Here is a 14507-nt window from a genome sequence, read left to right as displayed (position 1 = left end):
TGTCCAGCCTGGTGCGTACCCGAGCCCCGAAACATGTGATCGACCAGGCATGTTTTGTCGGTGGGGTTCATTACCTTTGCTGGCATGTTCCGGCAAAACTATGGGGTGTACCCACGCCACGTGCTCTGCGTGCTCGGCTCGGGCCTGGATTTCGACGTGGTGGAGAAGGTCGTCGCAGAGGTCGGAGGGCCCGGCTTCAGCGTCGACCCGGAGGGTTTTCAGCAGGCTCACGACCCGCGGATGCCCCGGTCGTTTGACGCCTCCCTGGCGAACGTCTCCTTCACCGAATCCGACTGGGGGGCGGTGGAGAGACACGATTCAGTGGTGTACGTGCTGTCGCCGCCGATGAGGCAGAACAACGCGTTCGATCTCCATCGAAGAGTGATGGCCGGTCATGGTGACGGGGTTTTCGAGGAGGTGTGGGACAGAACGTTCGACGTCTCACGGCGGATGCTGGCGGTGACGGCCGCGCTGTTGCGCTCCGGCGCCACGGCCGCGAAGGGCGAGAGCAGCGGCCTCGCGCACGGCCGGGAGCGGTGGCTCACCCTGGCCGATCGGGCGGCCGAGGCTAGGGATCGGGAAATGCTGGCCGTGATCCTCTTCCACGCCTGGGTCAAACGGCCGCTTCTGGACGGCAGCCTGTTGAAGAGCTGCGGTATGCATCTGCTGGGCGCACCCGATGTGCAGATCGACATCGGGTCGCCCGCGGGGAAACCGCTGCCCGCGACGCTGGTCGGCGAAGTCGTGGATCTGATCGACGAGGTGGCGCTCTACCTGCTGACCGAGCGGCGGGCGCGGGAGATGAGCGACGGCGAGGGTTACCGGTCCACCCCCGACGGCCCGCGATGGATCATGGAAAGACACCCGTGCCTTGGCTACGAGGAAGACAGCTTCTTCTTCAACCCGTACGGATACTGGCGCTTCACCCCCGACGAGCCCTCCACGTCGACCCCCGCCGAACCGTGAGCCGTCTTCGGCGCGACGTCTGTACCCGGCCCCTTTTAGAGCGCTCCTGGCGGTCTCTGCCGGTCGCCGGGCTCACCGGGGCCCGTGAACGGTCGAGGATCGCCTCGTAGGGGCGATGGAGACCCAAGGTAAACGCACATGTCGGTGGCCTGGTTACCGAGGGAATCCGGCGCTGTTTTGCAGTGGACCTCCGGTAGTGCGGGAAACCTGGGAGGTCTGCTGCAAAATCGGGGTGAAGACCATGATGCCGCGGGTTATCCGGGATGTCCTGGGTAAGGGCTGGGAGATGCCCCCTTGCGCAGGTATGGGCAGGTGGGGAGATTGATATTGCCCCGGAGGTGGTCTCATGAGGGAGCAGCCGGGAACGCATGACCATCCAAAGAGCGCGCTGAACCTGCGGCTCGCTCTGGCGATCTTCGGGCTGGTGGTCTGTACGGCTCTGGCGGTCTTCGCGACACAGGCCGGGATCACCGCGCTCGCCGTGGCCCTGGCCGTGCTTGCGGCCATCGCCGTCGTGGACATCGTGGTGGTCGGGATCCGGATCGTACGGAGACGTCGGCGCGGTGAGCGGCACACCCTTTTCGAGTAGGTCATCCGCCCTGGCCGCGCTCGGCCGCGTCAGCGGGGTCCGTCAGCCGGAGACGGACTGAACGGTGCCCCAGACGCAACGGGGGCGGGCAGGTCAGGCGGCTGCCCGAACGGGTCGGCAGGGCGAAGGCGACGGCCTTGGCCGGTGCCTCGGCGGCGAAGGTCGTCATGGCGTAGGCGCGGCAGTGTCCCCGGGAGAGTCCGCGGACCAGGAGCAGCCCGCGGCCGTTCTCGGTGAACAGGTCCAGGGCGGTCTGCGGCCGGGAGTGGTCGAGGACGGCGGGGATCCAGCCCAGGTCGGGGTCACTGTCGAGGACCTCGCACCAGGCGGGGACACCGTCCAGGTGGAAGACGCGGAGTTCGTACGGCGGGCGGGCGTGCCTCTCGCAGTCGGCGGCCAGTTCGGCCACGATCATCTCCGTGTCGGCGATCTCGTCGGGTACGCCGTCTTTCCTGAGCACCTCGCGTACGACGGTGCGGGCCCTGCGGGAGGCCGAGCCCGGACGCAGGATCGCCACCAGCATGCCGACATCGGCACCGGGCTTTCCCGGCAGGGCCGTTTCGGCGGAGGTCTCCCGGTTGGGGATCGTGGGGAGTCCGGCCTGGCCGCCGGTCCAGGTCAGGGAGTTCCGGGCCTGTCCGGATCGCGAGCTCGTCTCCTGACCCGCTGCCGGCTCGAAGACGACGGAAGCCCGGCCGGGGCCGGGCTCATGCTGGGTGCGGCGCTACCATCGCTGTCTCAGATCGGACTGGGCCGCTGCCGTGGTGAGATCGTTCTCCTGGTGGAACGTGGCGGATATCGCTGGCGCTGAGCTGCGCACCCCTGACGCCCCTCGGAGGGGCGGCCGGAACGTGGGTGGCCTGAAGGCGGATGTCCCGTACAGCACCGGCGGGGCGGTCCTCCGCCGCCGCACCGATGCCACATCGACTATGGCCTGTTGGGGAAGTCCCGGTTGGGCATGTCCGGCCTGTTGGGTACATCCGTCCTGTGCGGCATGTCTCCGCGGTGGGACATGTCTCCGCGGTGGGACATGCCGGGCATTCTCTTGCTGCCCACCGCCACCGCTCCCAGTCCGAGCAGGAGGATGACGACGCCGGTGACGACGTTGTTCCAGATGTTCCCCACCGTTGCCGAGCTGGTGGCCCAGGGGGCCACGATGGTCCAGATTCCGATGATCGGCACGATCCAACTGATCCCGTACGTCCGGCCGTAGGCGGACGCGAATCCCACGGCCAGGGCGGCGAGCGCGAGGCCGGTGATGAGGTTGCTCACGGTGAGCCTGGACAGGCCGTTGAAGCCGACCACCCATGGGGAGATCGCCAGATACAGTCCCGCCAGGAGCACCAGTCCGTCGATGACCTGCGCCACCGAGCTGGATCCCGCCCGTTCGTACCTCGCCCGCATCTCCATGAGATCGGGGTGTTGCTCCAGGCTTGCGGGTCTCATCATGACCCAGCCCCCTTCCGATTCCACGCGAAATTCGTTTTCCTGCGAAAGCGAATTTATACCGGTATACCCGACATAAGCTCCAAACAGCCCAAAGAATGACAAACCTAGACAATGAAATCCTTTGGACACGACACCCGAAGGCCGCCCTGTTTCGCCGCGGCATCGCGACATGGCCCTCGTTCGCATCCGCCGCTCACCCGTCGGGCGCCGACCCCGCCTTCCTCAGGCCGACCCGTGTGTCGGATTGGCCGGGTTGCCGGTCAAGACCTCGCGCAGGCGGGCGGCGAAGGCGGTCGGATGGGTGGAGAGGCTGTGCCCACCGGGGAATTCGGTGATGTCGGTGTCGAGCAGGTCGGCCAGGGCTTGGGCGCAGTCGTGATTCCAGATCTTCCGTGAGCCGTGACCGGCGGCGGGCACGACGCGGGTGGGGCCGGCTTTGATCGTGGCGATGTGGGTGGCGGTCAGTTCGGCGGCACGGATTTGGGGCAGGTCGCGGGAAAGGAAGAAGGTCAGGTCGGCGAGACGCTCGGGGCCGGGTGGTGTGGGCGGGGCGACGTCGGGTTCGCGGTCGGAGAAGTCGGCGGCGACAAGTTCCCCAAGCCGTTTGAGGGCGGGCAGGGCGCCCTCGCGGCGGAAGATGTCGTCGAGACCGTCCAGGTCCCGTTCGGCGCGGGCGCGCGCGGCGGGCGGCAGCAACCGGATCGTGGCGGGGTCGTGGGCGACCAGGGTCTGGATCTGCCCGTGATGGGCGGCGGCCAGGGTGAGGCCGATGAGGGCGCCGAAGCTGGAGCCGAGCATGAGCGCGGGCTCATCGGTGAGGGAGGTCAGGAGGTGGTGGGCGTCGTCGGCATGTGTCGCGATCGTCACCGGCGCCGCAGGGTCGTCCAGCGTGCTGCGGGACAGGCCACGGCGGTCGTAGGTCACCACCGTGTAGTCGGCGACGAGCCGGCCGACGAGGCCGGTGGTGCGTTCGGTGTTGCCGTCGCCGCCCTGGGCGATGAGCAGCAGCGGACCCGAGCCGCTGACCTCGTAGTAGAGGGATGCGCCCGGCACCGGCAAGGTGCCGCTCTTCGTGCCGGTGTTGATGGTCTTCATCGGCTGGATCCTTTTGGTCCGAGGGAGTATGCCTCGACCGTAAAGCATCAATATTGATACATCAAGTCAGATGTATCTTGCTTGATGTATTGTGGCGGTCGTGAACGGGATAGAGCTGTTCCTGTTGGGCCGCACCCTGATGAAGATCGCCGAGGAGGCGATGCCGACCGAAGGGCTCGGCGAATACTCCACCAGCGTCCGGTCGGTCATGATCGTGGCCAGCGACATCTTCGAGCACCCCGGCAGCTCCGTCGGGCAGATCGCCGCGCGGACCGGCTTTCCGCAAAGCCACGTGTCAGCCTCTGTCGCTCGGCTCCGCGAGGCGGGCGCCATCGTGACCGAACCCGACCCCAAGGACCGCCGCCGTCTCCTCATCCGGCAGGCGCCCGAGATCTCCGAGCGGACCGCCGTCGTTCGCGCAACGACAGTCAACGCCGCTCTCGCCGCAGCCCTCGCCACCGATGATCCGCAGGAGGTCGAGGAGGTCGCCGCAGTCCTGGAGGCGCTCGCTCAGCGGCTCAGTCCGGACATGCTCACCCGCATGCGCTCCCGTCGGACAACCTTCCCCTGACCTCCGTCGACGCCCTGCCGACCGAGCTCGCGCCGGCCCGTCAGAGCTGACGCCTCCGCACGCTCATCGAAGTGCTTCGGAGTCTCCGGACAGACTCTTCGTAGCGGCGATGCGGACCTGCCCCAGGCCCGATCCGCTGATGCGGCCGCTTAGCCGAAGCCCGCCGAGTCGGCCTGTTCGTCCCGGCGGTGAGGAACTCCGGTTCCGGGGGTCAGGCACCCGAGGCGGCGATCACCTCGGAGACCAGGCGTGAGGAGGTGACCAGGCGGCTGTACTCCGGCTGGCGCAGCTCCCCGCCCATGAACGGGTGAGGGTTGCGGTGGACGGCGGGGCTGGGCGCGTCGACCAGGGCGGCGAAGTGGATCTCGGTGGCTCCGGTCGCCTCGACCACGCGGTGCACGTTGCGGGGCGTGATGCCGCCACCGGGCATGACGATCAGGCCGTCGCCCGCCCGCTCGACCAGGGACGCGATCAGCGGCGCGCCCTCCAGAGCGGTGACGTCCTGGCCGGAGGTGAGAATCCGGTCGACGCCCAGGGAGGCGAGGGTGTCCAGGGCGGCGAACGGGTCGGCGGTCATGTCGAAGGCCCGGTGGAAGGTGACCGAGAGGTCTCCGGCCGCACCGATGAGGCGCTTGGCCACCTCGACGTTCACCTCGCCCGACGGCGTCAGCGCCCCGATCACCACGCCCTGCGCGCCCGCGTCCCTGATCGCGGCCACGTCGCGCTCCATGGCCGCGACCTCGTGCTCGTCGTAGATGAAGTCGCCGCCCCGGGGGCGGACGATCACGTGGACCCGGATCGTCGAGACCGCCGAGAGGGTCGCCTCGACGGTGCCGAGGGTCGGGGTCAGGCCCCCTTCGAAGAGGGCCGAGCACAGCTCGACGCGGTGCGCCCCGGCCTGCTCGGCCGCGAGCGCGCCGGCGGTGCTGTCAATGCAGATTTCATAGCTAAGACTCATTTTTCCTCCAAAGCATGGATTTCACCGACTGGTAGGCCCCCGCCCAGCACCGGAACGCTCGCGAAGCCGGCCGCCGGCGCGACGTCCCCACCGGCCGCCCCGAGCGTGGCCAGTGCGATCGCGCTCGTGGCCCGCGGGCTCCCGTCGATGACCTTCACAGCCGCCACGTGCCCGGTGGCGAGCGCGACGACGAGAACTCCCTCGGCCCCGCCCTTGGCCACCGCCCCCGGCAGCGCCCGCATCAGCGAGGTGTTCACATGCCCGGTCCCGCCGACGTACTCGGGGTGCTCGCGCATCGCGTCGGCGACCGCCCGCGACGCGGTCCCCGGCTCGGCGACGACCAGAGCCCGTACGGCCCGGGCCAGCCCGGTCAGCGACAGCCCGAACAGCGGGGCGCCGCACCCGTCGACGGCGACGTGGGCCGCCTTCTCCCCGGACAGTTCCTCGGTCACGGCACGCACCCGCCGCTGCAAGGGGTGGTCGGTGTCGAGGTAGGAGGCGGTCTCCCAGCCGGACGCGACGGACGCGGCGAGCATCGCGGCGTGCTTGCCCGAGCAGTTCATCCGCTCGCGCGAGGCGGTCAGGCCCGCCCGGATCAGCGTGTGCCGGGTGGTCTCGTCCTCCGGCCAGTCCGCGGGGCAGCCGAGGGCCTCGAAGCCGAGCCCGGCCCCGGCGAGCATCTCGGCGACCAGCCGTACGTGGAAGTCCTGGCCGGTGTGGCTGCCCGCGGCGATGGCCAGGCCGGGACCGCGCAGGTCCGCCCCGGACAGCAGGCAGGCCAGCGCCTGGAACGGCTTGGCCGAGGAGCGCGGCAGCACCGGCGCGCCGACCGCTCCCCTGGAGACGGCCACGGTGCCGTCGGGCGCGAGGGCGACGGCGCTGCCGAAGTGCACGCTCTCCACGAATCCGGAGCGCACCACCTCCGCGAGCGGGACGAGTTCAGGCACGGGCGGGTCTCTCTCTGAGTCGGCGGACCCCCGGGGTGTCACGGGCGTCGAGGGTACGGGCGAGCTTGGACAGCGAGGCGTTGACCACCAGGTAGATCAGCGCTACGACGATGTAGGTCTGGATGAGCAGGCCGTTGTAGGTCGCCAGGATCTTGCCGCTGTAGAGCAGTTCGGCATAGCTGACCACGAAGCCCAGCGAGGTGTCCTTCAGCAGGCCGACCGACTGGCTGACGATCGAGGGCAGCACCCGCCGGGCGGCCTGCGGCAGGATGATCAGGCGCATGGTCTGGCCCTGGGTGAGCCCGACCGCGAGCCCGGCCTCGCCCTGGCCGCGTTCCACGGACAGCACCCCGGCGCGGAAGATCTCCGCGAACGCCGCGGCGTTCGAGACCGCCAGCGGCACCACGAGCTTCCAGAACAGCGGCAGGTCCAGCCCGTAGCGGGGCAGCGCGAACAGCACGACGTAGACCAGCAGCAGCGCCGGGATGGTCCGCACGACCTCCACGTACGCCCCGGCGGACACGCGTACCCACCTGCGTCGCGACAGCCGCCCGAGGGCCAGCGCCAGTCCGGCGGCCATCGCCAGCGCGGCCGAGACGACGGCGGCGAGCGCGGTGGCCCACAGCCCGTTCAGCAGATAGCGCCACATCGGCCAGGTCGCGTACGGTGACCAGCGGTCGGCGTCGAGCTGGCCGCCTACGGCGAACTGGCGCACCGCCAGCGCCAGCAGGGCCAGCACCGCGACCGCCCCCACCGCGGTCGCGATCCGTATCCTGCGGCGGGCGCGCGGCCCCGGCTGGTCGAAGAGCAGGTTGCTCACCGGGCCACCGCCGGTTCGCCCGAGCCCGCGGCCTGAGCGGCGACCGGCCCGCCAGGGGCCCGGACACTCACCGCCCCGTCGGGAGAAGGCGCGCTCACCGGACCACCACCAGCCGTCGTTCGAGCCGTCCGGTGACGAACCCGGCGCAGGCGGCGATCAGCGCATAGGCCAGGCCTGCCCCGACGAAGATCGGGATGGGCTGCGCCTCCATGAGGTTCACCCGGTTGGCCGCGGCGGTCAGGTCGACCACGCCGACCGCGGCGGCGAGCGAGGTGTTCATCGTCAGCGCGATGAAGATGTTGCCGACCGGCTGGATCACCGTGCGCAGCGCCTGCGGCAGGACCACGTGGCGCAGGGACTGGCCGAAGGTCAGCCCGAGCGCGCGGGCTGCCTCGCCCTGCCCCGCGGAGACCGCGTTGACGCCGGAGCGCAGGGCCTCGGCGATGTAGGCGGCCTCGTAGAGCGCGATGACGATCATGGCCGTCACCAGCAGGTCGGCCTTGAGGCCGATCTCGGGCAGGCCGAAGACGGCGAGCACCAGCAGCACCAGCAGCGGCAGGTTCTGGAAGGTCTCCACATAGGCCGTGCCGATCCCGCGCAGGACGCCGACCGGGCTGACCCGCATGGCGGTGATCGCGAACCCCACGAGCGCGGCGCCGGCGAAGGACGCCGCGGTCAGCTGGAGGGTCACGACCAGCCCCTGCCAGAGTTCGGGCAGGTGATCCAGGAGGGCGGACATCAGGACCCCGGCACCGATCCGATCTGCGGCGGGGTGGGAGCCTCGCCCTGCACGACCGTGCCGAGAGACTGCTTCCAGGTCTTCTGCCAGAGGCCGTCGGCCTGGATCTTCTTCAGCCAGTCGTTGACGAACTTCTTGAACTGGTCGTCACCGTGCTTGAGGCCGATGCCGTACGGGTCGGTGGTGAACGGGCTGCCGACGACCTGGACCGAGGGGTCCTTCTGCGCGTTGGCGACCAGGAGCGTCTCATCCTGGACGTAGGCGTCGCCGCGTTCCTGCTTGAGGGCCTGCATGCACTCGGGGTCGCTGCCGAACGTCACGATCTTGGCCTGCGGGGCGAGCTTCTTGATCGCCGGGATGGCCGGGGTGTTGGCTCCGGCGATGACGGTCTTGCCGTTCAGGTCCTCGGGCCTGGTGATGCCCGTGGTGCCCTTCCTGACCGCGAGGCTCAGTCCGGAGGAGTAGTACGGCCCGGCGAAGGAGACCTGCTCGGCCCGCTCCGGGGTGATCGTGTAGGTCTGGAAGACGACGTCCACGGTGCCGTTGCCGAGCAGCGCCTCGCGGGTCTCCGAGGCGGAGTTGACGATCTTCACCTTGGGCTCGCCGATGATGTACTTGGCGAGCGCCTTGCCCATGTCCGCGTCGAACCCCTCGACCTCGCCGGTCGTCGGGTTCTGCTGCGACAGCAGCGGCGCGTCGAGCGACCCGCCGACGATCAGCTCGCCGCGCTGCTTGATCTTCTCCATCGTGGAGCCGGGCAGGATGTCCGCGGCGGCCGCGACCGGCATCGAGGCGATCAGGTCGCCGCCCTTGACCTCACCCGGTACGGCCGGGCTTCCCGAGTCCGTGCCGGCGCAGGCCGAGAGGCCGAGCACGGACACAGCGGCGACAGCGGCCAGCCGCTTCATGGACACCATCGGGCCCACCATCCTTTTCGATCAGTGCGTGAGAACTTTGGCCAGGAAGTCCCTGGCCCTGTCTGTCCGAGGAGCCTCGAAGAAGGCGCCGGGCTCGCCCGTCTCGACGATCTGGCCGGCGTCCATGAAGACCACGCGGTCGGCGGCCCTGCGGGCGAAGCCCATCTCGTGGGTGACGACGACCATGGTCATGCCGTCGGCGGCGAGACGGACCATCACGTCCAGCACCTCACCGACCATCTCCGGGTCGAGTGCGGAGGTGGGCTCGTCGAAGAGCATCACCTTGGGCCGCATGGCCAGCGCGCGGGCGATGGCGGCCCGCTGCTGCTGCCCACCGGACAGCTGTGCGGGCAGTTTTCCCGCCTGCTCGGCGATGCCGACGCGCGCCAGCAGTTCCCGCGCCGACGCCTCGGCCTCGGCGCGGGATTCGCCCCGGACCTTCATCGGCGCGAGCACGATGTTCTCCAGCACGGTCTTGTGCTGGAAGAGGTTGAACGATTGGAACACCATGCCGACGTCGGCCCGGAGCCTGGCCAGTTCCCGGCCCTCCACGGGGGCGGGTACACCGTCGACGAGGATGTCTCCGGACCCGGCGGGCTCCAGCCTGTTGAGGCAGCGGCACAGCGTGGACTTGCCCGACCCCGAGGGGCCGACCACCACGACGACCTCGCCCCGCGCCACATCAAGGTCGATGTCGCGCAGCACGTGATGTTCACCGAACCACTTGTTCAACCCTTTGACCTGAATCATTGCCATCTTCCTTCGAAATCGAAGACAAAGCGGAAGGTAATAGATGATTCTTACGGAAGTCAACACGTTGCCGTAGTAAGTACAGACGTGGTATTCCTCTAGTCCATGTCAGGCAAAGAGCGGCTGCCGGTGCGGGGAGCGCAGGGCGATCTTCTGCGTCTCGTCGCCACCGGCCATGCCGAGTCGCGCGCCCAGCTGGCCCGCATCTCCGGCCTGGCGGCGTCGAGCGTCTCCCTGCGCGTCGAGGAGCTGATCGACGCCGGGCTTCTCGTCGAGGAGGGGTCGGGCACCTCCAGGGGTGGGCGCCGGCCCCGGCGGCTGCGGGTCAGCCCGACCGCCGGCCTGCTCGCGGTGGCCGACCTCGGGGCGCACCACGCGCGCCTCGGCCTGCTCGACCTCAGCGGCGCCCCCCTCGTCGTCGAGGAGCGCGCCTGCGACATAGCGCTCGGCCCCGAGGCGACCCTCGACTGGATGGCCGCCTCGTTCGACGAGCTACTGCTGACCCACGGCCCGCCCGGCGTCCCGCTGCGCGGCGTCGGCACCGGCATGCCCGGCCCCGTCGATCCCGCCAGCGGCCGGGTGGTGTCCCCCTCGCGCATGCCCGGCTGGCACAACTTCCCCGTCGCCGAGCATCTCGGCGCGCACTATGACCTGCCGGTGCTCGTCGAGAACGACGCCAACCTCCTGGCCGTCGGTGAGGCCCGCTCGTGGCCAGGGTGCGACAACCTCATGGTGCTGAAGGCCGGCAGCGGCATAGGGTGCGGCGTGATCGTCGACGGCCGCCTGCACCGGGGCAGGGGGGCGGCCGGCGACATCAGCCACGTCCGGGTCAGGGCCGACTCCTCCACCATGTGCTCGTGCGGCCACCCCGACTGCCTGGAGGCCTACGCGAGCGGTGCCGCGCTCATGGGCGCTCTGTCCGAGTTCGGCATCGCGACGCGACGCCCGGGTGACGTCGTCGCCCTGGTCGAGGACGGCGTGCCCGAGGCCACCGCCCTGGTCAGGAACGCGGGCCGCCTCATCGGCGAGGTGCTCACCGTCCTGGTCAACTTCCTCAATCCCGACGCCATCGTCGTCGGCGGCAGCCTCTCCACCGCCGAGCCGCTGATCTCCTCCATCCGCGCCGCCGTCTACGAGCGCTGCCTCCCGCTGGCCACCCGCGACCTGGAGATCGCCGTCACCCGTGGCGGCCCCGATGCCGCCCTCCTCGGCGCGGGCTCCCTCCTGCTGGACGCCGTCCTCGGCTGAGGGGCGGTACCGGCGAGGTGCGGCAGGCGTACGACCGGCCCTCTCGGCCGGGTCCGCGGCGAACTCGGCTCCAGCCCTCGAACGCATCTCGCTGCGCCGTTCCGCCGAGCCGTACCGGCTCCAGGCGAACCGATCCGCGTTCGCGCGGATGAGCGTGGCGAGCACGGCGGGACCGTGCGCGTAGCGGCCGTCTCCCGGCGCGGTCGGCCCGTCACTCGTGCTCGCGGAGGGACCTCGGCGACCGGCTCGGTGAACGCCCTGCCCGAAGGCCTCGGCACGCTCACCTCGGGGACCGGCCACCTCGGGTGAACCGGGCGCTCAGAAAGGTCGACCGGGCGCTCCGAAAGAAGCCGGTGCTATTGACCCCTGACTTCTCTTTTCATAGTGTCTGTCGTCACATCATCAGTTCCATGCCAAGGGGAGACCCGATGACCCCTCGAAGGCTCCATCCGCCGAGCCGTGTCGACCACTACACGCGGTCCGGGCTCTGGACCGACGACACCGTCGACGCGCTGCTGCGTGGTCAGGTGGCGGCGCGTCCGGACGCGCTCGCCGTCGTCGACGCGCCCAACAAAGCCGAGCTGACCGGCGGGAGACCACGCAGGCTCACCTGGCGCGAGCTCGACGCCGAGGTCGACCGGGTGGCGGCGGTGTTGCTGGAGCGGGGCCTTCGCCACGGCGACGTGCTGGCCGTCCAGATACCCAACACGGTCGAGTTGTGCGTCACCTTCTTCGCGGCCTTCCGGATCGGCGTCGTCGTCACGCCCTTCCCCGTCCAGTACCGCGAGTACGAGCTGTCCCAGCTGCTGCGGCTGGCCGGCGCCCGCGCCTTCGTCACCGCGACCCGCATCGGCGACAGACCCAACGCCGAGATCGTCCGCGACATGGCCGCCGACCTCGACGGGCTGCACACGGTGGCCGCCTGGGGCGACGGTGTCGCCGACGGCCTGGTCCCGCTGGAGGAGGCGCGCGGCGACGCGGACGCGCTGGCGGCGTACCTCGCGGAGCTGACCGTCGACCCGGGCGAATGCCTGACGATCTGCTGGACCTCCGGTACCGAGGCCACCCCGAAGGGGGTGCCTCGCTGCCACCACGACTGGCTGGCCACCGCCCGGATCTGCACCGCCGCGCCGAAGCTCACCGGCGACGACATCGTGCTCAACCCCTTCCCGATGGTGAACATGGCGGGCATCGCCGGCGTCCTCCTGCCCTGGCTGATCTCCGGCTGCACCCTGGTGCAGCACCAGCCGTTCGACCTGCCGGTCTTCCTCGGCCAGATCGCCGCGGAGAAGGTCACCTACACCCTGGTGCCGCCGGCGCTGCTGACCATGCTGCTGCAGCGCAAGGAGGTGCTGGCGGCCACCGACATCTCGTCGCTGACCCGCGTCGGCTCCGGCTCCGCGCCGCTCCCGCCGTCGATGGTGCAGGGCTGGCAGGAGCAGTACGGCATCGCCGTCATCAACTTCTTCGGCTCCAACGAGGGCGTCGCGATGCTGTCGGACCCGGTGTCGATCCCCGACCCGGTCGAGCGCGCCCGCTTCTTCCCGCGCCCCGGGCTGCCCGGCGTGGACTACCCCAGCCCGGTGCTCGCCGGGACCCGGACCCGGCTGGTCGACGTCGCCACCAGGGAGGAGATCACCGAGCCCGGCCGGCCCGGGGAACTGCTGATGCGCGGTCCGACGGTGTTCTCCGCCTACCTGGCCGGCACGGCCACCCGCGAGTCGGTCGACGAGGACGGCTGGCTGCACACCGGTGACGTGTTCGAACTGGCCGGGGACGCCGGGCAGTACCTGCGCTATGTGGACCGTGCCAAGGACGTGATCATCCGGGGCGGCATGAACATCGCGCCGGCCGAGATCGAGTCGCTGCTGGCCGGGCACCCCAAGGTGGCCGACGTCGCCTGCGTGGGCTACCCCGACGCGGTTCTCGGCGAGAAGGCCTGCGTGTTCGTCGTCCCCCGCCCGGGCGAGCAGGTCACCCTGGAGGAACTGGTGGACTACCTCAAGGAGCGCCGCATCGCCTCCTACAAGCTGCCCGAGCGGCTGGAGGTGGCCGAATCGCTGCCCCGCAACCCGGTCGGTAAGTTGCTCAAGCGCGACCTGCGCTCGGCCTGGGAGACGGCCTGATGACCGTCCACGTGCTCGGCGGACACCAGACCGACTTCGCCCGCAACTGGACGAAGGAGGGGCTCGGCGTCTACGACCTGCTGCGGGAGAGCGCGCTCGGCGCGTTGGCGGACACCGGGATCGACCCGGCGGAGGTCGAGGTGGCGCACGTCGGCAACCTCGCGGCCGAGCTGTTCTGCGGTCAGGCGCAGCTCGGCGGCATGGTCGCCGCCATCGACCCGGCCTGGGCGATGCTGCCCACCTCCCGGCACGAGGCCGCGTGCGCCTCGGGCAGCGTGGCGGCCCTGGCCGCGATGGCCGACATCGAGGCGGGGCGCTACGACCTGGCCCTGGTGACCGGCGTGGAACTGATGCGCGGTGTCGGCGCCCAGGAGGCGGCCCAGCACCTGGGCTCGGCCGCCTGGGTCGGGCGTGAGGCGGTCGGCGCCGCCTTCCCCTGGCCCAGCCTGTTCGCCGAGCTCGCCGACGTGGTCGCCGAGCGGGACGGCCTCGACGGCGAGCGCCTCGGCGCGAACCTCGCCCGCATCGCCGAGATCAACCACGGCAACGGCCTGCGCAACCCGCTGGCCCAGACCCGCGGCTGGTCCTTCCCCGACGGGTGCTTCGGCCCGGACGACGTGCTCAACCCCCCGGTGGAGGGCCGGCTGCGCAAGTACGACTGCGGCCGCATCACCGACGGCGCGGCGAGTGTGCTGCTCGCCTCGCCCCGGTACGCCAGGGAGTACGCGCGCCGCCACGGCCGGTCGGCGGACGACCTGCCGAAGATCACCGGTTGGGGGCACCGCAGCGCGCCCATGCTGCTGGCCGACAAGCTCGCACTCGCCGAAGGGCGGCCCTACCTCTTCCCGCACCTGCGGCAGGCGGCCCTCGACGCCTACCGGCGCGCGGGCGTCGCCGGCCCGGACGACCTCGACGTGATCGAGACGCACGACTGCTTCACGATCACCGAGTACGCGGCGCTGGACCACCTCGGGCTGACCCCGCCGGGCCAGGCACACCGGGCGATCGAGGAGGGCGTGATCGAGCGCGACGGGCCGCTGCCGGTCAACCCCTCCGGCGGGCTCATCGGCCTCGGCCACCCCGTCGGCGCGACGGGCGCCCGCATGCTCCTGGACGCCGCCCACCAGGTCACCGGAGAGGCGGGGGAGTGCCAGGTGGAGGGGGCGCGCACCGCTCTCACCCTCAACATCGGCGGAAGCTGCACCACCGTCGCGATCTTCGTCGTCTCCCGCTGAGCCGCTGGGGCGCGGGCCGGCGTAACCCGGTACGGACCTCAATACCGGCCATGTCAGCTTCCGGGCAGCCGACTTGGCAAAGCTCAAACCGGGCCAG

Annotated in this window: 15 protein-coding genes; 6 read left to right on the top strand and 9 right to left on the bottom strand. The window is 70.4% G+C overall.

Annotated features, from left to right (window positions below; translation table 11 throughout):
- Nucleotides 1-84 precede the first annotated feature (84 nt).
- Both AB0J58_RS30965 and AB0J58_RS30960 read left to right on the top strand, forming a co-directional pair.
- The gene (locus AB0J58_RS30965; protein ID WP_364222392.1) at nucleotides 85-966 is read left to right on the top strand and encodes a hypothetical protein; all 882 of its coding nucleotides are present in this window, start codon (nucleotides 85-87) and stop codon (nucleotides 964-966) included.
- A 346-nt stretch (nucleotides 967-1312) separates the two neighbouring features.
- On the top strand, nucleotides 1313-1555 hold the full coding sequence (locus AB0J58_RS30960) for a DUF6343 family protein (protein ID WP_364222389.1): 243 nt from the start codon (nucleotides 1313-1315) through the stop codon (nucleotides 1553-1555).
- A gap of 1 nt (nucleotide 1556) precedes the next feature.
- Here AB0J58_RS30960 and AB0J58_RS30955 read toward each other — a convergent pair whose 3' ends face one another.
- The 3 genes from AB0J58_RS30955 to AB0J58_RS30945 form a co-directional block, all read right to left on the bottom strand.
- The gene (locus AB0J58_RS30955) at nucleotides 1557-2078 is read right to left on the bottom strand and encodes an ATP-binding protein (protein ID WP_364222386.1); all 522 of its coding nucleotides are present in this window, start codon (nucleotides 2076-2078) and stop codon (nucleotides 1557-1559) included.
- A 404-nt stretch (nucleotides 2079-2482) separates the two neighbouring features.
- Nucleotides 2483-3004 carry an SPW repeat protein gene (locus AB0J58_RS30950; RefSeq protein WP_364222383.1) on the bottom strand — a complete coding sequence of 174 codons (522 nt, stop codon included), beginning with the start codon at nucleotides 3002-3004 and terminating at the stop codon, nucleotides 2483-2485.
- Between the two features lie 222 nt (nucleotides 3005-3226).
- Nucleotides 3227-4099, bottom strand: a complete 873-nt coding sequence (locus AB0J58_RS30945; RefSeq protein ID WP_364222380.1) for an alpha/beta hydrolase — start codon at nucleotides 4097-4099, stop codon at nucleotides 3227-3229.
- 91 nt (nucleotides 4100-4190) lie between these two features.
- Between AB0J58_RS30945 and AB0J58_RS30940 the strand changes: the two genes are divergently transcribed.
- Entirely contained in the window at nucleotides 4191-4670 is a 480-nt protein-coding gene (locus AB0J58_RS30940) for a helix-turn-helix domain-containing protein (RefSeq protein WP_364222377.1), read from the top strand.
- 211 nt (nucleotides 4671-4881) lie between these two features.
- Here the strand turns inward: AB0J58_RS30940 and AB0J58_RS30935 are convergent, their stop codons facing one another.
- The 6 genes from AB0J58_RS30935 to AB0J58_RS30910 form a co-directional block, all read right to left on the bottom strand.
- A complete protein-coding gene (locus AB0J58_RS30935; RefSeq protein ID WP_364222374.1) occupies nucleotides 4882-5628 on the bottom strand; it encodes a copper homeostasis protein CutC in 747 nt (248 codons plus the stop codon).
- A complete protein-coding gene (locus AB0J58_RS30930; protein ID WP_364222371.1) occupies nucleotides 5625-6575 on the bottom strand; it encodes an asparaginase in 951 nt (316 codons plus the stop codon). Before AB0J58_RS30930 ends, AB0J58_RS30935 begins: the two co-directional genes overlap by 4 nt.
- Nucleotides 6568-7395, bottom strand: a complete 828-nt coding sequence (locus AB0J58_RS30925) for an amino acid ABC transporter permease (protein WP_364222368.1) — start codon at nucleotides 7393-7395, stop codon at nucleotides 6568-6570. The genes AB0J58_RS30930 and AB0J58_RS30925 overlap by 8 nt, the downstream gene beginning before the upstream one ends.
- Before the next feature lie 94 nt (nucleotides 7396-7489).
- The gene (locus AB0J58_RS30920) at nucleotides 7490-8134 is read right to left on the bottom strand and encodes an amino acid ABC transporter permease (RefSeq protein WP_364222365.1); all 645 of its coding nucleotides are present in this window, start codon (nucleotides 8132-8134) and stop codon (nucleotides 7490-7492) included.
- Entirely contained in the window at nucleotides 8134-9051 is a 918-nt protein-coding gene (locus tag AB0J58_RS30915) for a glutamate ABC transporter substrate-binding protein (protein WP_343969053.1), read from the bottom strand. Before AB0J58_RS30915 ends, AB0J58_RS30920 begins: the two co-directional genes overlap by 1 nt.
- A 21-nt stretch (nucleotides 9052-9072) precedes the next feature.
- Entirely contained in the window at nucleotides 9073-9801 is a 729-nt protein-coding gene (locus tag AB0J58_RS30910) for an amino acid ABC transporter ATP-binding protein (RefSeq protein ID WP_343969055.1), read from the bottom strand.
- A gap of 105 nt (nucleotides 9802-9906) precedes the next feature.
- On the opposite strand from AB0J58_RS30910, the gene AB0J58_RS30905 reads away from it, so the two are divergent.
- The 3 genes from AB0J58_RS30905 (at nucleotide 9907) to AB0J58_RS30895 (ending at nucleotide 14410) form a co-directional block, all read left to right on the top strand.
- A complete protein-coding gene (locus AB0J58_RS30905) occupies nucleotides 9907-11049 on the top strand; it encodes an ROK family transcriptional regulator (RefSeq protein WP_364222362.1) in 1143 nt (380 codons plus the stop codon).
- A gap of 428 nt (nucleotides 11050-11477) precedes the next feature.
- Nucleotides 11478-13175, top strand: a complete 1698-nt coding sequence (locus AB0J58_RS30900; protein ID WP_364222359.1) for a class I adenylate-forming enzyme family protein — start codon at nucleotides 11478-11480, stop codon at nucleotides 13173-13175.
- Nucleotides 13175-14410: an acetyl-CoA acetyltransferase gene (locus tag AB0J58_RS30895; RefSeq protein WP_364222356.1), complete on the top strand. Its 1236-nt coding sequence runs from the start codon at nucleotides 13175-13177 to the stop codon at nucleotides 14408-14410. Before AB0J58_RS30900 ends, AB0J58_RS30895 begins: the two co-directional genes overlap by 1 nt.
- The last annotated feature ends 97 nt before the right edge of the window (nucleotides 14411-14507 follow it).

Source organism: Streptosporangium sp. NPDC049644, assembly GCF_040675205.1.
Classification (GTDB): Bacteria; Actinomycetota; Actinomycetes; order Streptosporangiales; family Streptosporangiaceae; genus Streptosporangium; species Streptosporangium fukuiense.
The sequence above is the reverse complement of the archived record's forward strand: the minus strand, read 5'-3'. Positions and strand labels throughout refer to the sequence as shown.